Source organism: Celerinatantimonas yamalensis (genome assembly GCF_046054155.1).
GTDB classification, from domain to species: domain Bacteria; phylum Pseudomonadota; class Gammaproteobacteria; order Enterobacterales; family Celerinatantimonadaceae; genus Celerinatantimonas; species Celerinatantimonas yamalensis.
In genome coordinates this window covers 764,885-789,927 of sequence record NZ_JBEQCT010000001.1, presented here as the reverse complement: position 1 = coordinate 789,927, position 25,043 = coordinate 764,885, and the positions used below count along the sequence as shown (strand labels likewise).

The window sequence follows — 25,043 nt, the reverse complement described above, 5'->3', positions numbered from 1 at the left end:
TTACATGAGCCATAAAGAATACCAAGGACCTGCAGGGGGATGGGGCGCGTTGAAAGCAACAACGACTCATTTGCTCAAAAGCCAAAATGTTGCTAAAAATATTTCCAACTTGCTGAAAGCTAACCAAGACCATGGTTTTGATTGTCCGGGTTGTGCTTGGGGTGAAAAAGGGATCCCCGGCCGTTTTCGATTTTGTGAAAATGGTGCTAAAGCCGTTAACTGGGAAGCGACTAGTCGACGGGTCGATGGCAATTTTTTTGCTAAGCACTCGGTCAGTTGGCTCAATCAGCAAACCGATTACTATCTGGAATTTCAAGGCCGACTATCTGAGCCTGTCCGTTATAATCGTGAAACGGATCATTATGAACCGATTAGTTGGGACAACGCATTTGAGCTTATAGCCAAGCAGCTTCGGGCACTGGATGATCCGAATCAGGCAGAATTTTATACCTCTGGCCGAGCCAGTAATGAAGCTGCTTTCCTCTATCAATTAATGGCACGTAGCTATGGTACGAATAATTTTCCTGATTGCTCCAATATGTGTCATGAAGCAACCAGCTATGCGCTAGCTGAATCGATTGGAATTGGTAAAGGGACTGTCACCATTGATGATTTTGAGATAGCGGATGCAATTTTTTTGTTCGGACAAAATCCAGGAACTAATCATCCCCGCATGTTAGAAACATTGAGCCATGCGACAAAACGTGGTGCGCGGGTAGTGGCATTTAACAACCTAAAAGAGCGTGGTTTAGAACGTTTTACCAATCCACAAGATCCACTTGAAATGCTCACCTATCACTCGAATCCGACGACTAGTGATTATTTCACCCCCAAATTGGGGGGTGATATGGCCGCTGTTCGTGGAATGGTAAAAATATTAGCTGAACGTGATGAGATTGCCCAGCAACATGGTGAAAGCATTTTTGACCGAGAATTTATCGCGGCTCAAACACAAGGGATGGAAGAATATTTGGCCATCGTTGCACAAACCTCTTGGGAGCAGATTGTTGAGCAATCAGGTTTAAGTCGGGAACAACTCGAACAAGCGGCCAATATATATCAGCATGCCAAACGCGTTATAGTGACTTGGGCAATGGGGGTGACACAACACAAGCATTCTGTCGATATCATTCAAGAGTTTGTGAATTTACAGCTACTGTTTGGACAAATCGGTAAACCGGGCGCGGGACTCTGTCCTGTTCGCGGTCATTCCAATGTCCAAGGCGATCGAACAGTTGGCATTAATGAGCAACCCTCTGCGAGTTTTTTAGCAAGCTTAGAGCAAGCTTGTGGTTTTAAGCCGCCAGTTTCCAAAGGGCATAATGTTGTGCAAGCATTACGCGCCTTAAGTAGTGGACAAAGCAAAGTATTTATTGGCTTAGGTGGAAATATAGTGGCTGCTGCGCCAGATACGTCTCTTATTGTTCAGGCGATGCGAGGAAGTCAACTGACGGTTAATATTGCGACAAAGTTAAATCGAAGCCATGTGAATCCCGGCCATGAATCATTAATTTTGCCATGCTTAGGGCGTACAGATATTGATATGCAAGCCAGTGGCGAGCAAAAAATAACAGTGGAAGACTCCTTTTCAATGGTTCATGCATCGTCAGGGCGGGTTGAGATGCATCATGATGACCAAATGCGCTCTGAGCCTGCTGTTATTGTAGGAATCGCCAAGGCTTTATTGGGGGCGCATTATCCAATTGACTGGCAAGCTATGGCTGATAACTATGATTGCATTCGAGAGCTTATTGAGGCTGTAATTCCTGGATTTGAGCAATTCAACCAACGCTTAGATCGGCCGGGTGGGTTTTATTTGGGAAATAGTGCGCGTGATCTTTGTTGGAAAACTCCAAGTCACAAAGCTCAGATTTTGGCGAATATTTTGCCTGAGTCAATTATCCCTAAACAGTTAATTGCTCAAACGAATGCCCCGATTTTTGTGCTGCAAACATTACGTTCACATGATCAATATAATACCACTGTCTATGGCTACGATGACCGTTATCGAGGGATCTTTGGAGAACGAGAGGTTGTTTTTATCAACCCTATCGATATGGCGAACTTGAACTTAAGCGAAGGTGACAAGATCGATATCAAAACCCTTTGGAGTGATGATGTAACTCGTCAGATAAAGGGGTTTAAGGCAATTCCTTATGCGATTCCTCAAGGAAATATTGCAGCGTATTTTCCTGAAGCTAACGTATTGATTCCATTAATGAGTTTTGGTGATCACAGTGAAACCCCGACATCCAAGTCAGTAGCGGTGATCATAACACGTCACGAGCACGATTCGTTAGACGTTGTGGTGCAGAGATAGAGCTAAAAAAGCCCTCTCAGATTTGATTGGGCTTTTAAAATCTAGTCAATTATGGCATCACTGAGCAAATTAATATAAGACAAATTTGGTCAGGGTTGTGGCGCGTCTATAGTTTATCTAAGTTGTTATAGATAGATTCGTTTACTTTAGCTAATAAGTCACCCAATTGTTCTTTATCTTCTGGGCTCCAGTCTTGGAAGATTTTTTCAACGTTATGACGTTTTATCTCTTGCATCGCATTATACTTTTCAACCCCAAGCGCAGTGACATTAATCAAACATCCTCGGCGATCACAGGGGTCGGGTAAGCGTTGCAGCAATTGTAAATCAATCATTGCTTTGATTTGGCGAGTTACAGTCGAAGAATCCAGTCCTAGCTGAGCGGCTAAAATGCCAGATGACTGCGGAGATTTTTCGGTGAGTAAACAAAGTAATAAGTAATGAGCTCGTTCTAGCGGGTAGTTACGCCGCCGATGATTGGCTTCCAGCCACCTGGCTAAGTATGACAAGTTATATTCTATTTTTTGAATGGCCGTATCATTGTTCATATCAGTCACCACTTAAAATCTCCCATATTACAGCGTGTACGATGTTGTTGTTTTATTGGCTTGTTTTATAAAAAATTATGATTTGTATAAAAAATAAGCCATATTATTACCACTTAGGTGGTTGCTTCCGATTATTTTTGCTTAACCTAGGTAGTTGCATGATTCAAGTATAACACTTTTTTGCACTCATTTAGACTACACAAGTACCATATTCAACATATTATGCCAAGCAGTAGTCCAATTGATAGACGATATCTCCAATAATGAAGATGATTATGTTTTTTTGACAAATAAGTTGATAGTGCGAAGTTTTTTGGCCTCAAAAAGCAATTTCGTACTTTTTTGTCTATAATTCGCTCAAAGCATTTTAAATAATCTCAAATATTTCAAAAATATAAAAAAAAATATGATCATTATGGACCAGATATTTGGCCTTCACTGTGTTGCTGTAAACTCTTTTAACTTTGATTGTTAGCTCAAAAATTCCATAGACCCTTTGTTTTACACGGCTATCTTTAACCAAGCGATTTTGAACCTAGCTATAAGCTAACTAACTATGCAGATCAAAAATTTTTAAAAAGGTGTTTCCATATTTGATCCCAAAAAAGTAGGATTTAATCGTCTAAAATTATACTTTTTATAGGGTATTCACATATAAATATTATTATATAGCCTATTTCTCTATAAAAAAAATAGATAACCCTTATATTTAGAGGGATTAAGGTGTATCGCATATAAAATTATATGTATTTTAACATTTTCATCACATATACCCCATTCTTTGTAGTTATCACGGGGCTAGGCAGATGAAGCTATGTTAAGAAGAGTAAAGTTGATGTAAAATATTCCAAGGATTTATGGATATACAGTGTCAATAAATCGTTGACGTATTCGTATTCCTCTGAGTAGTGGTATTGTGCACCATACTTGGAAACGGCGAATAGTAGAAAAGACCAATCGATAGTTAACAGCATGAGTTGGCGGAAACTATTTTGTCTAATTTGCACAGGTAATTAAGTGGTCACTTAGTTAGAGTAATGTTTAGGAGTAAGCAAAAGGCATTACCATCTTTGCCTCAGCTATCCCAAAAAATCGTTGTATCAATTTAGCTTCGTTAGAATGTGCTAGATTGATGCTGTCTACCACAAACTGTAAGCGCCATAACTATGTCAACAACCATTGATGTAATCGCTCAATACTGGGCTTTCGCGATATTTCTGGTGGTCGCAATCGCGTTAGGCGGTGCGATGCTCTTAGGTGGGTATTTTTTAGGTGGACGTGCAAAGGCTCGTTATAAAAACACGCCATTTGAATCAGGAATTGCCTCCGTGGGTTCGGCTCGTCTTCGAATGCCCGCTAAATTTTATCTAGTTGCTATGTTTTTTGTCATATTTGATGTCGAAGCACTCTATTTATATGCTTGGGCTGTCAGTATTCGCGAAAACGGTTGGACTGGATTCGTTGAAGCCACTATTTTTATTGTCGTTTTGCTAATAGGTCTGGTGTATCTCATTCGGACTAAAGCACTCGACTGGGCGCCTAAGCGTTCGAGAAGTCAAATTGAACAATCTGAAATCATGAAAACCGTTGACGGTTCGCCTAAATAACCAAGAGGTCCCATCATGGATTATACGCTCACTCGTGCAGAGCCTGATGGCGAGAATGATCGCTATCCGTTAGAAACTAAGCAAATCGTCGCCGATCCATTAGATCAACATGTGCATCGCAGCGTGTATATGGGGAAACTCGACACCGCGCTGAATGATATGGTCAATTGGGGGCGCAAGAACTCATTATGGCCTTACAACTTTGGTCTATCGTGTTGCTATGTTGAAATGACTACTGCATTTACTGCAGCTCATGATGTTGCACGTTTTGGTTCTGAAGTATTGCGAGCGTCGCCTCGTCAAGCTGACTTTATGGTTGTTGCTGGAACTTGTTTTACCAAAATGGCCCCAGTTATCCAACGTCTCTACGACCAGATGTTAGAGCCTAAATGGGTTATCTCTATGGGGGCTTGTGCAAACTCAGGTGGCATGTACGATATTTATTCTGTTGTCCAAGGTGTTGATAAGTTTTTACCTGTCGATGTTTATATTCCTGGTTGTCCTCCGCGGCCTGAAGCCTATATCCAAGCGTTAACATTATTGCAGGAATCGATTAGCAAAGAACGTCGACCGTTGTCGTGGGTTGTTGGTGACCAAGGTGTGTATCGCGCTAATATGCAGTCTGAGCGAGAGCGTAAACATGGTGAACGCATTGCGGTGAAAAATTTACGAACTCCAGATGAGATCTGATGCCGTTCAGATTAGTTTTAGGCTTAAGCAAAATAGTGATAAATGATGACTGACACTGCAACACAGCCGGCGAATCCGCCTTGGCAAACAACTGATCACCGAGATGATCCGATTGTCGCCGAACTAATGCAACAGTTCGGGGAGCAGGCTTTATATTTGCAACCAACCCGCACGGGGATGCCTGTACTTTGGATTGCTCGGGAACATATAAAAGATTGTCTGCATTTTTTGAAAACGCGGTCTAAACCGTATTCAATGTTGTATGACATGCATGGGGTTGATGAGCGTCAACGGACTCATCGCGAACAGCTTCCCGCTGCTGACTATACCGTGTTTTATCACCTATTATCGATCGAACGAAATAGTGATGTGATGATCAAAGTCGCTCTAGATGAGAGTAGTCTTGAGTTGCCGACGATTACGAGTATTTTTGCCAATGCAAATTGGTATGAACGCGAAACGTGGGAGATGTTTGGGATCGTCTTTAAAGGCCATCCTAATTTACGGCGATTAATGATGCCGCAATCTTGGGAGGGCCATCCATTACGTAAAGATTACCCTGCTCGTGCGACTGAATTTGACCCATTTGAACTCACTCGGCAAAAAGAAGATCTGGAAATGGAGTCGTTGACTTTCAAACCAGAAGAGTGGGGGATGGAACGTAGCAATGAAAATGAAGACTATATGTTCCTTAATTTGGGGCCAAACCACCCTTCAGCTCATGGTGCTTTTCGTATTGTCTTACAGCTTGATGGCGAAGAGATTAAAGATTGTGTGCCAGATATTGGCTACCACCATCGCGGTGCTGAGAAAATGGCTGAACGTCAATCATGGCATAGTTACATTCCCTATACGGACCGGATTGAGTATCTAGGTGGGTGTGTCAATGAAATGCCTTATATTCTTGCTGTCGAAAAACTCGCTGGCATTGAAGTGCCACAGCGCGTTGAAGTGATTCGAGTGATGCTCTCAGAGCTATTTCGAATCAACAGCCATTTGCTTTATATCTCAACGTTTATTCAAGATGTTGGGGCAATGACGCCCGTATTTTTCGCGTTTACTGATCGGCAAAAAATCTATGATGTCGTGGAAGCGATCACTGGTTTTCGGATGCATCCAGCTTGGTTTCGAATTGGTGGTGTTGCTCATGATCTACCAAGAGGTTGGGAAGGACTGCTCAAAGAGTTCTTAGATTGGATGCCAAAACGGCTTAATGAATATGTAAAAGCTGCACTGCAAAATAGTGTTCTTAAAGGTCGTTCACAAGGTGTTGCCTCTTATAATGCTAAAGAAGCATTAGAGTGGGGGGTCACGGGAGCGGGGCTTCGAGCCACTGGGATAGAGTTTGATGTGCGTAAATGGCGCCCTTATTCAGGCTATGAAAACTTTGATTTTGAGATCCCAATTGGGGGTGGCATTAGTGATTGTTATAACCGTGTCATGCTTAAAGTCGAAGAGATCCGTCAGAGCTTAAAAATTCTGAATCAATGCTTGCGTAATATGCCAGCGGGACCTTTTAAAGCCGATCATCCGCTGACTACCCCGCCACCTAAAGAGCGCGCATTGCAGCATATTGAAACCTTGATTACCCACTTTTTACAAGTGTCGTGGGGGCCTGTTATGCCAGCGAATGAATCATTTCAGATGATAGAGGCAACCAAGGGGATCAATAGCTACTACTTGACCAGTGATGGCAGCACGACGAGTTATCGAACTCGGGTGCGCACTCCGAGTTTTGCACATCTCCAGCAGATACCCTCTGTGATCCGAGGGAGTTTAGTCTCAGATCTGATTGTGTACCTTGGGAGTATTGATTTTGTTATGTCAGACGTGGATCGTTAATCATGAAACAACCCAATGAAACTATTGCGGTAAAAGTTGAATACGGCAATGACTTTGTCTTAAGTGAAGCGGATGCTCAAGCTATTGAGCATGAAAAACATCATTATGAGGATCCGCGTTCTGTCTCAATTGAAGCGCTAAAAATTGTCCAAAAAAGCCATGGGTGGGTGCCCGATGGCGCGATTCGCGCTATCGCTGAAATTTTGGCTATACCAGCAAGTGATATAGAAGGTGTTGCAACCTTTTATAGTCAGATCTATCGACAACCAGTTGGTCGCCATGTGATCCGTTATTGCGATAGCGTGGTGTGTTATGTCACCGGTTTCGAGGGCGTTGTCAAAGAGCTTGAAAAGCAACTGGCCATTAAGCCTGGAGAAACGACTGCCGACGGTCGCTTTACGTTGTTACCAACATGTTGTTTAGGTAATTGTGATAAAGGGCCAACGATGATGATCGATGATCACACCCACAATCATCTTAAACCGTCTGAACTTTCAACCATTTTGGAGCAGTATCAATGAGTTTATCGATCACTCGAAATGCTGAAACCCATCCATTAACTTGGCGTCTCAACGATGATGGTCAGCCAGTTTGGTTTGATGAATATCGTCGTCAAGAAGGATATGTTGGGGTTGAAAAAGCGTTAGCAATATCGCCCGAAGAGGTTGTTACGCAAGTCAAAGATGCTGGCTTACGAGGACGCGGTGGTGCAGGCTTTCCAACGGGCGTGAAATGGAGTTTGATGCCAAAAGATGAGTCACTTAATGTCCGTTATATGATTTGTAATGCCGATGAAATGGAACCGGGTACTTATAAAGACCGTTTGTTGATGGAACAAATGCCGCATCTTCTTGTTGAAGGGATGATCATCGCCGCTCAGGCCATCAAAGCCTATCGCGGTTATATCTTTTTGCGTGGTGAATATGTTGAGGCGGCCGAGAATCTTCGTCGTGCGATCGATGAAGCCCATAAGGCTGGCTTTTTAGGAAAGAATATTTTAGGCAGTGGCAAAGATTTTGAACTGTTTGTTCATACTGGTGCAGGGCGTTATATCTGTGGTGAAGAAACCGCACTGATTAACTCACTAGAGGGTCGCCGCGCGAACCCTCGTGCTAAACCGCCTTTTCCAGCCATGTCTGGGGTATGGGGAAAACCAACTTGTGTCAACAATGTTGAATCCATCTGTAATGTCCCTGGCATTTTAAATCGAGGTTCGGATTGGTATCACGGTTTATCGGCTAGTGGTAGTGATGATGCGGGTACTAAATTGATGGGCTTTTCGGGCATGGTTAATAATCCTGGGGTGTGGGAATTACCTATTGGAACGACCGCCCGTGAAGTGTTGGAAGATTATGCCGGTGGAATGCAGCAAGGTTTAACCCTCAAGGCTTGGCAACCTGGCGGTGCTGGAACAGACTTTTTGTTACCGGAACACCTTGATTTACCGATGGACTTTGATCATATCGGTAAAGCAGGAAGTCGAATGGGAACCGCACTGTCTCTGGCTATAGATAATCGTATTAACATGGTGTCGTTGATGCGCAATTTGGAAGAATTTTTTGCTCGAGAATCGTGCGGCTGGTGTACGCCATGTCGTGATGGTTTGCCGTGGAGCGTTAAAATTTTACGAGCGATTGAAAAAGGTGAGGGTCAACCCGGTGATATCGAAACATTAGAGTACCTTTGCCGCGCGCTTGGCCCGGGAAATACGTTTTGCGCGCACGCCCCTGGGGCTGTCGAGCCGCTGCAAAGCGCAATTAAGTTTTTCCGTGAAGAATTTGAAGCGGGTATATCAGGTGATGCAATTAATTTACGCGCAATTCAAGGGATCCAACCCAATCAGTTATAGCGCGCTCACCTAATTTAAAATTCATGTGTTTAACGCCTGCTTGCAACAGCGGGCCAATGGGAAGCATACGAAATATGGCAACCATTCATGTAGACGGCAAAGATTACGAAGTCGATGGTGCGAAGAACCTTTTAGAGGCTTGTTTGTCCCTCGGTATCGATGTCCCTTACTTTTGTTGGCACCCTGCGCTAGGGAGCGTTGGCTCATGTCGCCAATGTGCCGTAAAGCAATATAAAGACGCAGATGATACACGCGGCCGATTAGTCATGTCGTGTATGACACCAGCAGCAGATGGTGCATACATTTCGATTGAAGATGCGGAAGCAAAGGCTTTTCGCGAGAGCGTTGTGGAGTGGTTGATGTCGAATCACCCACATGATTGCCCAGTTTGCGAAGAAGGCGGAAATTGTCATCTTCAAGATATGACTGTTATGACAGGTCATAGTTCTCGTAAATATCGGTTTAGTAAGCGTACTCACGAAAATCAAGAATTGGGCCCATTTATTGCTCATGAGATGAATCGTTGTATCGCTTGTTATCGATGTGTTCGTTATTACAAAGATTACGCCGATGGCGAAGATTTGGGTGTATATGGCGCGAATAACAACATTTATTTTGGCCGTACTGAGTCGGGAACATTAGAGAACGAGTTTTCTGGTAACTTGGTCGAAGTGTGTCCAACTGGGGTATTCACTGATAAAACCCATTCATCCCGTTACAATCGTAAATGGGATATGCAGTTTGCACCGAGCATCTGCCAGCAATGCAGTGTGGGTTGTAATATTAGTCCTGGTGAACGTTATGGCGAACTACGTCGGATTGAAAATCGCTTTAACGGTGATGTAAACCATTACTTCTTATGTGACCGTGGCCGCTTTGGGTATGGTTATGTGAATTTAGCGTCACGACCTCAGCGCCCAATGCAACGTCGCGGTGATGATTCGTTAGAACTCAACGCAGAGCAAGCAACTCGTGCCGCCGTTGGTATTTTTACACAAGCGAAAAGAGTGATTGGGATTGGTTCTCCTCGAGCAAGCCTTGAAAGCAACTATGCGCTGCGCCAGTTGGTTGGGGTCGACAACTTTTTCAGCGGCATTGAAGCTGGTGAACAGCAACGTTTGCGCCGGATGGTTGATATTCTTGAACACAGTGGGATCAATACACCATCACTGCATGATATGGAAGATTACGATGCTATCGTGATCTTAGGTGAAGATGTCACTCAGACTGCAGCTCGAATTGCATTAGCTATTCGCCAAGCGGTAAAAGGTAAAGCTCGGCAGATGGCTTCTGCTCAGCGAGTAGCTGATTGGCAGATGGCCGCGATTCAAAATATTGGCCAGCATGCTCGGTATCCATTGTTTGTCACTCACAGTGATAAAACACGCTTGGATGATGTCGCCGCGTGGCGTTATTCAGCACCCGCAGCTGATCAAGCTCGGCTTGGTTTTGCTATTGCTCATGCGATTGACTCAAATGCGCCAGCCGTGAGTGATTTAGCGCCTGAATTGCAACAAAAAGCAGAGTTTATCGCATCAGCGTTAAAAGAGTCTCGTAAACCACTGATTATTAGTGGTAGCCAAGCCGGTGAGATAGCCCTAATTGACGCGGCGGCAAATATTGCTCAAGCTCTGAAATTGCAAGGGGATAAAGAAGTTGGTTTAACGTTGGTCGCCCGTGAAGTGAATAGCATTGGCTTGACATTATTAGGTGCTAAATCATTAGACGATGCATTGGATGCCATCGCTGATGATGCCGATACCGCGGTTGTATTAGAAAATGACCTCTATCAGCGTTTACCTGCAGCGCGCCTTGATAAGGCATTAAGCCAGTTAGAAGAGCTGATTGTGGTCGATCATCAGCAGCATCGTTTAGCCGAGCAAGCTAATTTATTACTCTCGGCGGCTAGTTTTGTTGAAGGCGATGGAACTGTTGTCAATTTGGAAGGCCGCGCACAGCGATTTTTCAAAGTTTATGAACCCAGTTATTATCGTCCCGATGCTGTGATATTAGACAGCTGGCGCTGGTTGCATGAAATTGATGTGCTCAATCGTGGTCAAGTCTCCGATTGGGGAACGCTTGATCATGTGATCGCTGAATTGGTGAGAGAATTCCCGTATCTTGCTGCGATGGTTGATAGTGATTTTAATGCTGATTATCGCGTTAGAGGTCAAAAACTAGCGCGTTCACCTCATCGTTATAGTGGTCGTACTGCGCTGCGGGCCAATATTAGTGTGCATGAGCCACGTCAACCACAAGATGTTGATTCGCCGTTTGCTTTCTCGATGGAAGGCAATAACAGCCCCGGTGCTGATCGCAATGAAGTTGCCTTTGCTTGGGCGCCAGGTTGGAATTCACCGCAAGCATGGAACAAATTTCAAGATGAAGTGGGTGGGCATTTACGCCATGGTGATCCAGGTGTACGTCTGTTCCAAGCAAGTGGTTCGGCTCGTTACTTTGCTGATATACCCGCGGCTTTTACTGTGGTCCCGGGTCAGTGGCAAGTCGCTGCGCTCTATCGTTTGTTTGGTAGTGACGAGCTATCCCAACGCAGTGCTGTTATTGCAGAGCGCGCTGGTCAGCACTACGTTACGTTGAACGTGCAAGATGCGAATACCTTAGGCGTTTCGGCGAATACAACGCTGAAGTTCTCTTGGGGTGGAAGCACATGGCAGTTACCACTGCAATTAAGTGAGGCATTGCTCCCCGGAACTGTTGGCTTGCCATTAGGTACTGAAGGATTGCCAGCAGTGTTGGCAGGGCAGACGATAGAAGAATTGCTGGAGGGACAAGCATGAGCATTTTTACTCCCACCGTGATGGCTACAATTATCGCAGTGGCCAAAGCGCTAGTCATCTTGCTGGTTGTGGTGGCGTGTGGTGCATTTATGAGCTTTGGTGAACGTCGCCTATTGGGTCTATTTCAAAATCGGTATGGACCAAACCGAGTAGGCTGGGGCGGTTCACTGCAGCTTGTCGCAGATATGATCAAAATGTTCTTTAAAGAAGATTGGATCCCACCATTTGCTGATCGGTTTTTATTTACTCTGGCACCAATGATTGCCTTCACTGCATTGTTGCTGGCCTTTGCAATTGTGCCAGTGAGTCCAACATGGATTGTCTCTGATCTTAATATTGGGTTGCTGTTCTTCTTGATGATGGCAGGTTTAGGTGTGTATGGCGTATTATTTGCCGGATGGTCAAGTAACAATAAATTTTCACTGCTTGGTGCAATTCGTGCGTCGGCACAAACTTTAAGTTATGAAGTATTCCTTGGATTGTCATTGATGGGGGTAGTGGCTAAAGCGGGCTCATTCAAATTAACCGATATCATCGCTAATCAAGCCCATCTATGGAATATCATTCCACAGTTCTTTGGTTTTGTGACATTTGTCATTGCTGGAATTGCGGTATGTCACCGGCATCCATTTGACCAACCAGAAGCAGAGCAAGAGCTGGCTGACGGATATCATATTGAATATTCAGGGATGAAGTTCGGTTTGTTCTTTGTCGGTGAATATATCGGTATTGTGACTATTTCTGCTCTGATTGTGACGCTATTTTTTGGCGGTTGGCAGGGGCCTTTCTTGCCACCAGTTATTTGGTTTGCTCTGAAAACTGCATTTTTTATGATGATGTTTATTTTGGTTCGTGCCGCCTTACCTCGTCCTCGTTATGACCAGGTGATGTCATTTGGTTGGAAAATTTGCCTTCCGATTACGCTGGCAAATTTATTAGTTACTGCTGCGTTGATATTGATTCAACAAGGTTAAATAAGGAGACAACCATGACGTTAAAAGATTTGTTGGTTGGCTTTGGCTCACAGGTGCGAAGTCTGTGGATGATCGGCATGCATGCATTTGCCAAACGCGAAACCCATATGTATCCCGATGTCCCTGTTCCCGTTCCTCCACGTTACCGTGGACGTATAGTTTTGACGCGAGATCCTGACGGTGAAGAACGTTGCGTTGCGTGTAACTTGTGTGCTGTTGCTTGTCCTGTGGGATGTATTTCTCTGCAAAAAGCAGAAAAAGATGATGGGCGTTGGTATCCCGAGTTTTTTCGTATCAACTTTTCTCGGTGTATATTTTGTGGCATGTGCGAAGAAGCTTGCCCAACCACTGCAATTCAATTGACACCAGACTTTGAAATGGGTGAATTTAATCGCCAAGATTTGGTTTATGAAAAAGATGATTTGCTGATTTCAGGGCCAGGTAAATATCCTGATTATAACTTCTATCGGATGGCTGGAATGTCGATCGATGGGAAGTCGAAAGGGAGTGGTGAAAATGAAGCGAAGCCTATCGATGTCAAAGGGTTAATGCCTTAAGGAATTTGCGATGGATATTGTTTTTTATGTAGCTGCTTTGGTTGCAGTGTTAACCACCATCCGGGTGATTAGTCACAGTAATCCTGTGCATGCATTGTTGTATTTAGTGGTCTCACTGTTATCAGTGGCGGTGGTATTCTTCTCCATGGGGGCGTATTTCGCCGGCGCGTTGGAAATTATCGTCTACGCAGGAGCCATTATGGTGTTGTTTGTTTTCGTCGTGATGATGCTAAATTTAGGTCAAGAAACCATTCAGCAAGAACGAGCATGGCTGCGTCCTTCGTTGTGGGTTGGACCAGGACTTTTATCTGCAGTTTTATTGGGCGCGTTAGTTCATGGGATTACCAGTTTACGCCATAGTATTATTCACGTGCAGTTGATTGGCGCTAAAGCTGTTGGCGTGTCACTGTTTGGCCCCTATGTACTAGCCGTTGAATTAGCATCCCTATTACTGTTAGCAGGTTTAGTTGTTGCCTTCCATTTAGGTCGAGATAAAGAAGCGCAGCGCCGTACGGAGGGCAAAGCATGATTCCTTTACAACATGGATTAATTCTCGCTTCAATTCTGTTTACACTTGGCTTTGCTGGTCTATTGATTCGACGTAACTTGTTGTTTATGTTGATTAGCTTAGAAGTCATGATCAACGCGGCTGCATTAGCTTTTGTGACTGCCGGCAGTTATTGGCATCAGCCCGATGGGCAGGTTATGTACATTTTGGCCATCAGCTTAGCCGCAGCCGAGGCGAGTATCGGGCTTGCGCTTTTATTGCAATTGCACCGTCGTCGTCAGTCTTTGAATGTGGATACTGTCAGTGAGATGCGCGGATGAATTTACTGTATTTAACTATTTTATTCCCTCTGCTAGGGTTTGTTGTACTAGCTTTTTCACGGGGACGATGGTCTGAAAACACCTCTGCGAGTATTGGTGTCGGTTCAGTACTGCTTTCGGCCGTAATAACACTGATTGTTGGAATAAGTTTTTTCCAACATGGACAGGGTGTGTTTGAACAACCTCTATGGACATGGATCCATGAGGGGCCATTTGATATTCAAGCGACCTTACGCCTCGATGGCTTATCGCTTACTATGATTTCAGTGGTTACCGGTGTAGGGGCCTTAATCCATCTGTTTGCATCGTGGTATATGCGTTCTGAAGAAGGTTATTCTCGATTCTTCGCTTATACCAATTTATTCATTGCCAGCATGTTGGTTTTGGTCTTAGCTGACAACTTATTATTTCTCTATCTAGGGTGGGAAGGTGTTGGTCTGTGTAGTTATCTGTTAATTGGGTTTTATTATAAAAATCCAGCTAATGGTGCTGCGGCGATGAAGGCCTTTATTGTAACTCGTGTCGGCGATGTATTTTTAGCCTTTGCTTTATTTATTCTCTATGCCCAATTTGGCACATTGAATATTCATCAGTTGGCAATGAGCGCACCTGCGCAAGTGGCCGTAGGATCATCGGTGATGTTCTGGGCGACCTTGATGCTACTTGGTGGTGCAGTAGGTAAATCGGCACAGCTACCGCTGCAAACGTGGCTCGCCGATGCGATGGCCGGTCCAACACCTGTGTCCGCTTTGATTCATGCGGCGACGATGGTTACAGCGGGGGTTTATTTAATTGCTCGTACCCATGTGTTGTTCTTACTGTCACCCGAAATACTACATTTGGTTGGGATCATTGGTGCAATAACTCTGGTTCTCGCTGGATTTGCGGCATTAGTACAAACCGACATCAAGCGTGTATTGGCTTATTCTACTATGAGCCAAATTGGTTATATGTTCTTGGCCTTAGGTGTCCAAGCGTGGGATGCGGCAATCTTTCATCTCATGATCCATGCCTTCTTTAAAGCATTATTGTTCTTATCATCAGGCTCAGTCATCCTTGCTTGCCATCATGAACAGAACATTTTCAAAATGGGTGGGTTACGGAAACAGATCCCATTGGTCTATACATGCTTTTTAGTGGGTGGCGGTGCGCTGGCTGCATTACCGTTGGTAACTGCTGGGTTTTATAGTAAAGACGAAATCCTTTCAGGGGCTTTTGTAAGCGGTCATATTAATCTGTTAACCGCTGGTCTGGTTGGGGCCTTTTTAACGTCAATGTATACCTTCCGAATGATCTTCATCGTTTTCCATGGTAAAGCACAGATTAAGGCGACGCCAGGGCGGGGGATTTCACATCATTTGCCGTTGCTGGTGTTGATGGTTCTTTCGACTTTCGTTGGTGCCTTTATTAAACCGCCTTTGCATGATGTATTACCTGAACTATCTGGACCAGAATCGATTAGCGTACAGATGGTTTCTGGTGTGATTGCCGTTGTAGGGGTAGCTATTGCTGCATGGTTGTGGTTAGGCAAAAGTCGAGTGGTCGAGCGTATAGCGATGACTGGACTTGGCCGACTGCTGCGACGGTATTGGTTTAATGCTTGGGGATTTGATTGGTTGTACGATTTGTTATTTGTCCGTACTTATTTAGCGATTTCTCGGTTACTGCGCAGTGATCCAATCAATGCAGCAGTTGATAGTGCTCGCTTCTTGGCACAAGGGAGTAATCGTGTCCTGACATATAGTGAAAATGGTCAGGTTCGTTGGTATATGGCATCGATGGGGATTGGTGCTGTGATCATATTAGGCCTTTTGCTTTGGAATTAAGTGGCGAGGCTTTGGTGCCAGCGTCTCAGCGATGCTGGCAATGTTATCAAATGAAGAGGAACGTATAACGCCATGCTATTACCTTGGCTCATTCTTCTGCCTTTTATCGGTGGTTTTTTATGCTGGCAGAGCGAGCGCTTTAGCCGAGTATTACCGCGTTGGATTGCGGTGATCTCGATGGCGCTTACCTTGCTGTTGTCGTTGTTACTTTGGGGGCAAGGACATTATGGCTTAGTTATCCCACATGGTCTTCCACAGTGGCAAGTTGAATATGTTGCGCCGTGGATCCCTCGTTTCGGGATATCGATTCATTTAGCGCTCGACGGCTTGTCATTGCTGATGGTTGTTTTAACCGCCTTTCTGGGGCTATTAGCAGTGGTTTGTTCTTGGAAGGAGATCAAACACTATGAAGGCTTCTTCCACCTTAATCTATTGTGGATTATTGGTGGAGTGATGGGGGTATTCTTATCCATTGACCTGTTTTTATTCTTCTTTTTCTGGGAGATGATGCTGGTTCCGATGTACTTTTTGATCGCATTATGGGGTCATAAAGGATCAGATGGTAAGACACGGATTCGAACGGCGATTAAGTTCTTCATCTATACCCAAGTCAGTGGCCTGATCATGTTAGTTGCTATTTTGGGCTTAGTATTTGTTCATTACCATGCCACTGGGGTATGGACGTTTAACTATGAACAATTGCTTGGCACGAAGATGAGCAATGAGACAGCTTACTTGCTGATGCTTGGCTTCTTTATTGCATTTGCCGTGAAAATGCCATTAGTTCCCTTTCATGGTTGGTTACCTGATGCACATAGTCAGGCACCTACGGCAGGTTCTGTTGATTTAGCCGGTATATTGCTGAAAACTGCAGCATACGGGTTATTGCGATTCTCTCTGCCGTTATTCCCTCATGCCTCTGCTGAATTTGCGCCAATAGCAATGTGTTTGGGTGCCATAGGGGTTTTCTACGGTGCTTGGATGGCCTTCGCTCAGACCGACATCAAACGCCTCATTGCTTATACTAGTGTGTCGCATATGGGCTTAGTGATGATTGCTATTTTCACCGGTAGTCAATTGGCCTATCAAGGGGCGGTTGTAATGATGATCGCACACGGCTTATCAGCGTCGGCGTTATTCATTCTTTGTGGTCAGCTTTATGAACGTCTTGGAACTCGTGATATGCGCGAAATGGGGGGATTATGGGGGCGTTTACGCTATCTCCCCGGACTCTCGATGTTCTTTGCTGTCGCTACACTAGGTATGCCTGGTACGGGGAACTTTGTTGGCGAATTTATGATGTTGTTTGGCAGTTATAAAGTTGTGCCTGTGATTACTATCATTTCCACATTTGGGTTGGTATTTGCATCCATTTATTCGTTGGCGATGATACAGCGAGCCTATTTTGGTCAAGCGAAATCTGAGCAACCTTTAGCAGCCATGTCGGCGCGTGAACTATCAATGAGTTTGGTATTGGTGGCGTTGTTGGTCTTGTTAGGTTTCTTCCCTCAAGGGGTGCTGGAAACATCGCATGCGGCCATTGCGAATATTCAACATTGGTTTACGTCTGTTTCATCTATTTCAACCACAGGGCTATAATTTGCCATGACCATAACTATTGAACAACTGATCGCGTTATTACCACTTTTGATCGTTGGGTTAACGGTCGTTTTGGTGATGCTGGCTATCGCTTGGCGGCGATGCCATATTGGCACCGCCCTGCTTAGCGTGATTGGCTTAAACGCGGCACTTCTCTCGTTAATTGCAGTCGGATCTGAGATCCCAACGCAAGTCACGCCATTGATGAAAGTCGATGGGTTTACGATGTTCTATTCGGCGCTGGTGTTGCTAGCTTCACTGGCAACCTGTACGTTTGCCTATTCATGGCTCAAAGGCTTTAAAGATAACCGTGAAGAGTTTTATCTGCTGGTATTAATTTCTACCTGTGGTGGGTTATTACTTGCTTGCGCGAATCATATGGCAACCCTATTTTTAGGGATTGAGCTTGTCTCATTACCGCTATTTGGCTTGGCTGGCTATGCCATTGAACAGAAACGATCATTCGAAGCAGCTATCAAGTACACATTATTATCTGCTGGCGCATCATCTTTTCTGTTATTTGGGATGGCCTTGTTATATGCCGAGTCAGGTTCTTTGTCATTTACAGCGATTGGCGCAAGCCTAAACCAAAGTATGCTGCATGAGCCCTTATTGCTCGTTGGCATTGGGATGATGTTAGTTGGGTTTGGGTTCAAATTGTCTTTGGTACCCTTTCATCTGTGGACACCAGATGTGTATCAAGGCGCACCAACGCCAGTGTCTGCTTACTTGGCAACTGCTAGCAAGATTGCTATTTTTGCGGTCGTTATGCGCTTTTTCCTCGATGCCCCGTTGACCAATAACCACTCGGTTCAGCTGGTACTTGCTGTGATGGCGTTTGTATCGATTCTCTTTGGTAATGTAATGGCTGTTTCGCAAAGCAACATCAAGCGATTACTTGGGTATTCATCAATTGCGCATCTGGGGTATCTATTTGTCGCATTGGTAGCAGTTAAGGATCATCAACTAGCAATGGAAACTACCGGCGTATATTTAGCCGGTTATCTATTAGCCAGTGTGGGTGCTTTTGGTGTTGTAAGTTTGATGTCCAGCCCGTATCGAGGAAATGATGCTGATGAGTTGTATGTGTATCGAGGACTCTTTTGGCATCGCCCAGTTTTAGCCGCAGTCATGACGATTGCTATGTTGTCATTAGCTGGGATCCCAATGACATTTGGCTTTATTGGGAAGTTCTACGTATTGGCGATAGGCGTGCATGCACATCTATGGTGGTTAACGGGAGCGGTTGTGATCGGTAGTGCAATCGGTCTGTATTACTATTTACGTGTCACTGTGAGCTTGTATTTGGCTCCTCGTCAAGAGTATGCGCAGGATACCACCAAAGACTGGGCGATTACTGCTGGCGGTATTGTGACTCTTGCAGCTTCTGCATTAGTGCTGTTGCTGGGGGTTTATCCACAGCCTATTATCCAGTTGGTTCGTTTAGCAACGCCTTGGTAGTTGGTGTGCTCATAATACAAAAAGGCCGCTGATTCAAAGCAAATGCCGTTCACCTAAGGTGGGCGGCTTTTTTATAGGCGTATTTTTTCTGTTCGAGGACACATTCTTTTCCTTAGTCCTCCTAACACCAAGCGCTGGACGTTCTTGATCTGACGAGGGGGCGCCTGGGGGTTGAATAAGATAATCACCCGTTGTAATCGCATGACTTAAGCCAATGTGCTATTAAAGCTATCACCGATAGCGTCGATAGTTTTTTTCAATGTGAAGCACTGTCCACTCGATCGCCCTACAACAAATTAAGTTATACGTCAGTAATAATCTCTGAGCGCTTTGACCAGTTCTGGGAGACAACTACAGGTCAGTCAATGACCAGCATGAACTGTTTCTGCTCTCGATAGCCCATTTCTATTTCCCAACGATGCCCATAGAGACTGTCAATGTCAGCTGCAACGGGACACGCATCGTATCAACCATCGATGACCATTCCCACGAACAGCCAGAGCATGGACGCTAAAGTCAACTTACGCTTTGGTATTGTGATAGGTATCGGTCAGTGAATACGCTTCGTATAATCTGCTCGAGGGGACGTCAATCAACCAATGTTTTGACTAATTGCTGATGACATCTAGGGCTTATGAAATATCCATAAAAAATCCAAGTGCATTGAATACACTCGGATTTTGACATTTTTAATGGCTCGGTTAACCGAGCCCATTTGGTTTAACTGATCGGCATTAGAGCATTTAGCTCAGCTTTTTAAAAGTAGCCTAGGCTGTTTTTTGATGACGAACAAATAAGGTAATCAACGAGACTACACCTAATAGCATTGGGTAGATGGCCATTGCTGAAATGGTTAATGGGGATAGTTTAAACAGCGAACCTAATAACAAGACTTGTGCACCATAAGGTAAGATCCCTTGGATTACACATGCAAAGATATCTAAAATAGAAGCGCTGCGACGCCCGCTAATTTCATGTTCATCGGCCACTTCTTTGGCAACGCCACCAGCGATTAAAATCGCGATGGTGTTGTTGGCGGTACAGATGTTGGTCAGCATCACTAAGAGTGCAATGCCCAATTGAGCGGTCCCTTTATTTTGACCAAAAAGCGAGACAAACTTGCTTACTAAACGCTGTAAGTAGGCTAGACCACCTTGGCGACGCATTAATTCACTGAGACCACCAATCAGCAACGAGAGAATGAAGATTTCTTGCATTCCTGTGAAGCCTTTATAGATATCTTTGGCAAAGGTCATCCAAGCATAGTCAGCCCCGATAATGCCGCTGAGTCCTGCTAATACAATCCCCAAAGTAAGTACCGCAAAGACATTGACTCCAACGACCGCGAGAATCAATATAAAGATGTAGGGAAGCGCGGGCATGATGGCAAAGTCTTGGTGGGGGATCTGTGCATGACCACTGAGATACCAAAAAACAAGCAGGGAAATAATTGCGGCGGGTAGGGCTATCCAGAAATTCTCACGAAATTTATCTCTCATTTCGCAGTTCTGAGTTCGCGTTGCCGCAATGGTAGTATCTGAAATGACCGATAAGTTGTCACCAAACATGGCACCACTTAACACGGCTCCAGCCATTAAAGGTTCAGGTACGCCAGCTGCTTGACTGATGCCTAATGCGATGGGAGCAACGGCGGCGATTGTGCCCATTGATGTTCCCATTGCAGTGGCAATAAATGCTGAGACAATAAAGATCCCTGGGACGAGAAACCAGCTTGGAATGATACTCAATCCTAACCCAACGACTGCATCAACACCACCTGTAGCCTTTGCTACAACACTAAATCCACCCGCTAGTAAATAGATAAGGCACATAGTGATAATATTACTATGTCCCATACCTGCAATCATTGAATCGATAGCGTGATTGAGCTTTTCCTTGCTGAGGACTAGTGCTAAAGCCAATGCTGGCAAAATGGCAACGGGTGAAGGCAATTGATAAAACGCAAAATGAGTGCCTTGGCTCTGCAAGTAAGCGCCAACACCTATAAATAATAAAAGAAACACGCCGATAGGCAGCAGTGCAACAGCACTTGGTTTGATGGTTTTTTCGTTGTTTTGGCTCATATCCCTAAATCACCTAATCACAATTTGGTCGTTATTTTAAAATGATTTAGATGTTTGTCAATCTAGACGTCTAGAAATCTAATTGGTTTGGAATTGATTGATTTAATAATGCTCAATTTGTAGTAAAAGTACTCGCTCAAAGATTTTTTTGATTTTTTGTTAGTGGATTTATTGTGCTAATGGCTATCATTTCGGTTGGTTGAAATGAGCCTTGCTGGTTTTTTAAACAAAATTTTTGTCATATTGAAACAAGGCTTGCTTTTATCGAGTGAAACACGTGATCATAGACTTTTAGCCTCCTCATAAAATAACGATGACATCAACTGTAAACCAACCAATATCGAGTGCACTGGAATCGTATCTTTCATCACAGCACGTTGTGACTATTGCCGGACAAGATGCACAAGGTCTGTGGGCTGCTAATTGTTTTTATGTTTGGTCTGCTGAGGTGCTTGGCTTTATCGTGCTAAGTTCGCTGAATACTCGCCACGGTCAAATAATGAAGGATTATCCTAAGGTATGCGGTACGGTTTCTGATCAAACCCAAAGTATTGCCCATTTACAAGGGGTTCAATACACTGGTCGCTCGTTGTTATTGAATGGCTCAGAGAAGCAAAATGCGCTTCAGCTGTATTACCAAAAATTTCCCATTGCTCGAGCGAAACCTGCACCAACTTGGCTTATTCAAATCGATACCTTGAAAATGACGAATAATCGACTTGTTTTTGGTCATAAAACACGCTGGCAGCGTGACATCGAATGCTAGTGGATAAACATCGGACTTGCGGTTGCTTAATTTAATGAAAAGGGCCCAGATTTCACTCTGGGCCCGGTTACCTTTAAAAAGGTAACATTGGTTTATCTCTCAGGACATTCTCTACACTGTCAGTATAGCTATTCTATGCGCAAAAATAATACAAAGTGCTCAAAATGTGACCTGAAAAGGATTTTGTTTCATCTCTTTATCAACGATGTTGATAATATTTAGTTTGTAGCTATTGAAAATCTCTATCATTGACCTCAAATAGATCCTATCGAATTGTATAGAAGCCAAATGAACGTGGAGATTTGCAGATAATGGCAGAACAACACACCGAAAGTCGTAAATTTAATGCACATACTGAACAGTTACTGCATTTGATGATCCATTCGTTATATTCCAACAAGGAAATTTTTCTTCGAGAATTAGTCTCAAATGCCGCAGATGCCGCGGATAAGTTGCGATTTAAAGCATTAGAGAATAATGCGCTGTATGAAGACAATGCCGAATTGCGGGTTCGCATCAGTTTTGATAAAGATGCTAAAACCATTACCGTTGATGATAATGGGATCGGTATGACGCGCGATGAGGTGATCGATAACCTCGGTACGATTGCAAAATCAGGCACCAAAGAATTTTTTGGTAATCTGACTGGTGATCAAGCGTCTGATTCACAATTGATCGGTCAATTTGGGGTTGGTTTTTATTCTTCTTTTATTGTCGCCGATAAAGTGAGTGTTGAAACACGCGCCGCAGGGGTAAGCACAGATCAAGGTGTGCATTGGCAATCTGAAGGCAAAGGTGAATTTGAAATTAGTGACATCACTAAAGCTGAGCGCGGCACACGTATTGTGTTGCACCTTCGTGATGAAGAAGACGAATTTCTCAATGATTGGAAACTTCGCTCACTAGTGACTAAATACTCAGATCATATCAGCATTCCGGTTGAGATGTTCAAGGAAGGTGAGCCAGAGCGAGAAGGCGAAGATGGTGAAAAAATTGCTGCAACCCCAGGTGAATGGGAAGCAATTAATCGTGCCCAGGCGTTGTGGACTCGCTCAAAAGGTGAAGTGAGTGATGAAGAGTATAATGAGTTCTATAAACATATTTCTCATGATTTTACTGATCCACTTATTTGGAGCCACAACAAGGTAGAAGGGAAACAACAATATACCAGCTTATTGTATATTCCTTCGAAAGCTCCTTGGGATTTATGGAATCGCGATCATCAGCATGGCTTAAAATTGTATGTTCAACGCGTCTTTATTATGGATGATGCAGAACAGTTTATGCCGAACTACTTGCGTTTTGTTAAAGGTGTCCTCGATTCTAACGATCTTCCATTGAACATTTCTCGCGAGATTTTACAAGATACCAAAGTCACGGCTAACTTGCGTCAAGCCTGCACCAAGCGGGCATTAGGCATGTTGGAAAAACTGGCGAAGAAAGAGGGAGATGAATACCAACAATTCTGGAAAGAGTTTGGTAATGTCCTCAAAGAAGGTCCTGCAGAAGACTTTGTGAATAAAGAACGTGTGGCGAAGCTATTACGATTTGCCTCAACGCATACCGATGGTGCTGATGAAATCGTCTCATTGGAAGACTATGTTAGCCGGATGCAAGAAGAGCAAGATAAGATCTATTTTATTACTGCCGATAGCTATGAAGCTGCAGCACATAGCCCTCTGCTTGAGATCTTCCGTAAAAAAGGCATCGAAGTGTTGTTGATGCATGAACGTATCGATGAATGGTTGATGGGACATTTAACCGAATTTGATAGCAAGCAGTTTGTGTCTGTGACCAAAGGTGATCTTGACCTGGGTGGCTTAGAAGATGATGAAGAGTTAAAAGAGCGCAAAGAACAGGATAAAACAGAATACGCATCATTTATCGAGCGCGTTAAACAAGTTCTGGGTGAAGATGTGAAAGATGCTCGTTTAACTTATCGTCTAACTGATACGCCATCATGTATCGTGGTTGGTGAGCATGATATGAGTACTCAAATGCTCAAACTGATGCAGGCTGCTGGACAACCTGTGCCTGAGCAGAAATATATCTTTGAATTAAATCCGGATCATCCACTCGTGAAACGCGTTGCTGATGAACAAGATGAACAGCAGTTTGGTGAATGGGTTAGACTGTTGATGCAACAGGCTGAGTTGGCTGAGCGTGGAAGCCTTGATAATCCAGCCGATTTTGTACAGCGGATGAACCGTTTACTCAAAGCCTAATAGTAAGTGAATCTTCTCTTTTGGAGATAGTTACTTAAGACAAAAAAAAGATCGCAATAGCGATCTTTTTCTTTTATCAACATGGCGCGAACTAAAGTGTTGTAAGGAAACTCAGTAAAGAGTAAACCCCAATCACATCAAGGCTTAAATGATGATGACTTGCCATCCAGCCTAATAGTTTGACTAAGGGCTTCATTCGACTACCTACTTGTTGTAATTCTTGTTTAATTACGTCATTGCCCGTGCATGTGAAATAGCAATCAATCACTTGTCTATAGGTGGATCGATCACCGTAAGCACTCAGGGACATCAAAAATAAAAATAAGTCTCTGTATTGGGTATCAATTAGCGAAGTGCACGAACTGAAACTGTCTTCAAAATCAATGGCTGAAACGACACCTTGCGCATCGATGGTGTAATTTTTGATTTGCGCTCCGCCATGGTAATGTCCCGCCTGATGGATTGCTGCTAATACCTTTACGGCCTTTAAAATAATTGCAGTTCGTTCATGATGGCTTAATGGGTTTTTTTTAAAGTAACAACGTAGATCGGTTCCCGTATCAGATAAATAAAGGAATTGACGGTCTTGTCCTATCACCTCAGCCACCGATATGCCAGAGCGTGCCAATGTCTTGAGTTTTAACGCTTCAAAGTTCAAGCTCTGCAGCGGTGTTTTGCGTTCTACAGGCACTAAAATTTTTAATTTTGTCAGCTGGTGGACGATTCGATGAAAGAGGTTAGAGCGAGTTGCCTCGGGGCGTTTGATCCAAATCAGCTGCTCACCTAATTCCAACTGCTCAACTTTCTTCTCTTCATTGAGCATTTTTTCCGTGATCTGACTGTCATAAATTGATTGTAAATAGGAATTATTACTTGAATACATATCGTTAATTCTCTTATTGAAATCCCTATATAGCAATTAATCTGAGCAGTTACATGAAAGGTAAATATAAATAGAAGGACATGCTCAGAGGGCTGATCCCAAGCCCTAAATACAGAAGGCACCATACAGTTAATGATGCCCTAAGTTTTCTCAACCTCTTTATAAGTAAATAATTGTACTATAAAGC

General features: G+C 43.9%; 19 protein-coding genes. 16 read left to right on the top strand and 3 right to left on the bottom strand.

All coding sequences use genetic code 11. The features are described 5' to 3' along the window. Nucleotides 1–4: 4 nt before the first annotated feature. Nucleotides 5–2,320, top strand: a complete 2,316-nt coding sequence (locus ABUE30_RS03735; RefSeq protein ID WP_408622322.1) for an FdhF/YdeP family oxidoreductase — start codon at nt 5–7, stop codon at nt 2,318–2,320. A gap of 106 nt (nt 2,321–2,426) precedes the next feature. Here ABUE30_RS03735 and ABUE30_RS03730 read toward each other — a convergent pair whose 3' ends face one another. Continuing rightward, nucleotides 2,427–2,867, bottom strand: coding sequence for a MarR family winged helix-turn-helix transcriptional regulator (locus ABUE30_RS03730; RefSeq protein WP_408622321.1), 441 nt, complete (start codon nt 2,865–2,867; stop codon nt 2,427–2,429). A 1,160-nt stretch (nt 2,868–4,027) separates the two neighbouring features. Here ABUE30_RS03730 and ABUE30_RS03725 point away from each other — a divergent pair. From ABUE30_RS03725 to nuoN, 13 genes are all read left to right on the top strand, one after another. Further along, nucleotides 4,028–4,474, top strand: a complete 447-nt coding sequence (locus ABUE30_RS03725) for an NADH-quinone oxidoreductase subunit A (RefSeq protein ID WP_408622534.1) — start codon at nt 4,028–4,030, stop codon at nt 4,472–4,474. Between the two features lie 15 nt (nt 4,475–4,489). Further along, nucleotides 4,490–5,164 carry a NuoB/complex I 20 kDa subunit family protein gene (locus tag ABUE30_RS03720; RefSeq protein ID WP_408622320.1) on the top strand — a complete coding sequence of 225 codons (675 nt, stop codon included), beginning with the start codon at nt 4,490–4,492 and terminating at the stop codon, nt 5,162–5,164. 45 nt (nt 5,165–5,209) lie between these two features. Continuing rightward, nucleotides 5,210–7,006: an NADH-quinone oxidoreductase subunit C/D gene (gene nuoC, locus ABUE30_RS03715; RefSeq protein ID WP_408622319.1), complete on the top strand. Its 1,797-nt coding sequence runs from the start codon at nt 5,210–5,212 to the stop codon at nt 7,004–7,006. A 2-nt stretch (nt 7,007–7,008) separates the two neighbouring features. Next, nucleotides 7,009–7,527 carry an NADH-quinone oxidoreductase subunit NuoE gene (gene nuoE / locus ABUE30_RS03710; RefSeq protein WP_408622318.1) on the top strand — a complete coding sequence of 173 codons (519 nt, stop codon included), beginning with the start codon at nt 7,009–7,011 and terminating at the stop codon, nt 7,525–7,527. Continuing rightward, the gene (nuoF, locus tag ABUE30_RS03705; protein ID WP_408622317.1) at nt 7,524–8,855 is read left to right on the top strand and encodes an NADH-quinone oxidoreductase subunit NuoF; all 1,332 of its coding nucleotides are present in this window, start codon (nt 7,524–7,526) and stop codon (nt 8,853–8,855) included. Before nuoE ends, nuoF begins: the two co-directional genes overlap by 4 nt. A gap of 74 nt (nt 8,856–8,929) precedes the next feature. Then, a complete protein-coding gene (gene nuoG / locus ABUE30_RS03700; RefSeq protein ID WP_408622316.1) occupies nt 8,930–11,653 on the top strand; it encodes an NADH-quinone oxidoreductase subunit NuoG in 2,724 nt (907 codons plus the stop codon). Beyond that, entirely contained in the window at nt 11,650–12,627 is a 978-nt protein-coding gene (gene nuoH / locus ABUE30_RS03695) for an NADH-quinone oxidoreductase subunit NuoH (RefSeq protein WP_408622315.1), read from the top strand. The genes nuoG and nuoH overlap by 4 nt, the downstream gene beginning before the upstream one ends. 14 nt (nt 12,628–12,641) lie before the next feature. Next, a complete protein-coding gene (nuoI, locus tag ABUE30_RS03690; protein ID WP_408622314.1) occupies nt 12,642–13,184 on the top strand; it encodes an NADH-quinone oxidoreductase subunit NuoI in 543 nt (180 codons plus the stop codon). 10 nt (nt 13,185–13,194) lie between these two features. Beyond that, a complete protein-coding gene (gene nuoJ / locus ABUE30_RS03685) occupies nt 13,195–13,713 on the top strand; it encodes an NADH-quinone oxidoreductase subunit J (protein WP_408622313.1) in 519 nt (172 codons plus the stop codon). Continuing rightward, nucleotides 13,710–14,012, top strand: a complete 303-nt coding sequence (gene nuoK / locus ABUE30_RS03680; protein ID WP_408622312.1) for an NADH-quinone oxidoreductase subunit NuoK — start codon at nt 13,710–13,712, stop codon at nt 14,010–14,012. The genes nuoJ and nuoK overlap by 4 nt, the downstream gene beginning before the upstream one ends. After that, a complete protein-coding gene (nuoL, locus tag ABUE30_RS03675) occupies nt 14,009–15,838 on the top strand; it encodes an NADH-quinone oxidoreductase subunit L (RefSeq protein ID WP_408622311.1) in 1,830 nt (609 codons plus the stop codon). The genes nuoK and nuoL overlap by 4 nt, the downstream gene beginning before the upstream one ends. A gap of 72 nt (nt 15,839–15,910) precedes the next feature. Beyond that, nucleotides 15,911–17,437 (top strand): NADH-quinone oxidoreductase subunit M, encoded by a 1,527-nt coding sequence (gene nuoM, locus ABUE30_RS03670; protein WP_408622310.1) that lies wholly within the window; start codon nt 15,911–15,913, stop codon nt 17,435–17,437. Nucleotides 17,438–17,443: 6 nt separating this feature from the next. Continuing rightward, nucleotides 17,444–18,898: an NADH-quinone oxidoreductase subunit NuoN gene (gene nuoN / locus ABUE30_RS03665; protein WP_408622309.1), complete on the top strand. Its 1,455-nt coding sequence runs from the start codon at nt 17,444–17,446 to the stop codon at nt 18,896–18,898. 767 nt (nt 18,899–19,665) lie between these two features. Here the strand turns inward: nuoN and ABUE30_RS03660 are convergent. Beyond that, nucleotides 19,666–20,982: a Na+/H+ antiporter NhaC family protein gene (locus ABUE30_RS03660; protein WP_408622308.1), complete on the bottom strand. Its 1,317-nt coding sequence runs from the start codon at nt 20,980–20,982 to the stop codon at nt 19,666–19,668. 313 nt (nt 20,983–21,295) lie between these two features. Between ABUE30_RS03660 and ABUE30_RS03655 the strand changes: the two genes are divergently transcribed. Both ABUE30_RS03655 and htpG read left to right on the top strand, forming a co-directional pair. After that, a complete protein-coding gene (locus tag ABUE30_RS03655) occupies nt 21,296–21,748 on the top strand; it encodes a hypothetical protein (RefSeq protein WP_408622307.1) in 453 nt (150 codons plus the stop codon). A 311-nt stretch (nt 21,749–22,059) separates the two neighbouring features. Further along, nucleotides 22,060–23,973 (top strand): molecular chaperone HtpG, encoded by a 1,914-nt coding sequence (htpG, locus tag ABUE30_RS03650; protein WP_408622306.1) that lies wholly within the window; start codon nt 22,060–22,062, stop codon nt 23,971–23,973. A gap of 91 nt (nt 23,974–24,064) precedes the next feature. On the opposite strand, the gene ABUE30_RS03645 is transcribed toward htpG, so the two are convergent. After that, nucleotides 24,065–24,856 (bottom strand): BUD32 family EKC/KEOPS complex subunit, encoded by a 792-nt coding sequence (locus ABUE30_RS03645; protein WP_408622305.1) that lies wholly within the window; start codon nt 24,854–24,856, stop codon nt 24,065–24,067. Between the last annotated feature and the right edge of the window lie 187 nt (nt 24,857–25,043).

Excerpts from the sequence above, each read along its gene's own strand:
- ABUE30_RS03735 (WP_408622322.1), top strand. The coding sequence starts at position 5 with ATGAGCCATAAAGAATACCAAGGACCTGCAGGGGGATGGGGCGCGTTG.
- ABUE30_RS03730 (WP_408622321.1), bottom strand. The coding sequence starts at position 2,867 with ATGAACAATGATACGGCCATTCAAAAAATAGAATATAACTTGTCATAC.
- ABUE30_RS03720 (WP_408622320.1), top strand. The coding sequence starts at position 4,490 with ATGGATTATACGCTCACTCGTGCAGAGCCTGATGGCGAGAATGATCGC.
- nuoC (WP_408622319.1), top strand. The coding sequence starts at position 5,210 with ATGACTGACACTGCAACACAGCCGGCGAATCCGCCTTGGCAAACAACT.
- nuoE (WP_408622318.1), top strand. The coding sequence starts at position 7,009 with ATGAAACAACCCAATGAAACTATTGCGGTAAAAGTTGAATACGGCAAT.
- nuoF (WP_408622317.1), top strand. The coding sequence starts at position 7,524 with ATGAGTTTATCGATCACTCGAAATGCTGAAACCCATCCATTAACTTGG.
- nuoG (WP_408622316.1), top strand. The coding sequence starts at position 8,930 with ATGGCAACCATTCATGTAGACGGCAAAGATTACGAAGTCGATGGTGCG.
- nuoH (WP_408622315.1), top strand. The coding sequence starts at position 11,650 with ATGAGCATTTTTACTCCCACCGTGATGGCTACAATTATCGCAGTGGCC.
- nuoI (WP_408622314.1), top strand. The coding sequence starts at position 12,642 with ATGACGTTAAAAGATTTGTTGGTTGGCTTTGGCTCACAGGTGCGAAGT.
- nuoJ (WP_408622313.1), top strand. The coding sequence starts at position 13,195 with ATGGATATTGTTTTTTATGTAGCTGCTTTGGTTGCAGTGTTAACCACC.
- nuoK (WP_408622312.1), top strand. The coding sequence starts at position 13,710 with ATGATTCCTTTACAACATGGATTAATTCTCGCTTCAATTCTGTTTACA.
- nuoL (WP_408622311.1), top strand. The coding sequence starts at position 14,009 with ATGAATTTACTGTATTTAACTATTTTATTCCCTCTGCTAGGGTTTGTT.
- nuoM (WP_408622310.1), top strand. The coding sequence starts at position 15,911 with ATGCTATTACCTTGGCTCATTCTTCTGCCTTTTATCGGTGGTTTTTTA.
- nuoN (WP_408622309.1), top strand. The coding sequence starts at position 17,444 with ATGACCATAACTATTGAACAACTGATCGCGTTATTACCACTTTTGATC.
- ABUE30_RS03660 (WP_408622308.1), bottom strand. The coding sequence starts at position 20,982 with ATGAGCCAAAACAACGAAAAAACCATCAAACCAAGTGCTGTTGCACTG.
- ABUE30_RS03655 (WP_408622307.1), top strand. The coding sequence starts at position 21,296 with ATGACATCAACTGTAAACCAACCAATATCGAGTGCACTGGAATCGTAT.
- htpG (WP_408622306.1), top strand. The coding sequence starts at position 22,060 with ATGGCAGAACAACACACCGAAAGTCGTAAATTTAATGCACATACTGAA.
- ABUE30_RS03645 (WP_408622305.1), bottom strand. The coding sequence starts at position 24,856 with ATGTATTCAAGTAATAATTCCTATTTACAATCAATTTATGACAGTCAG.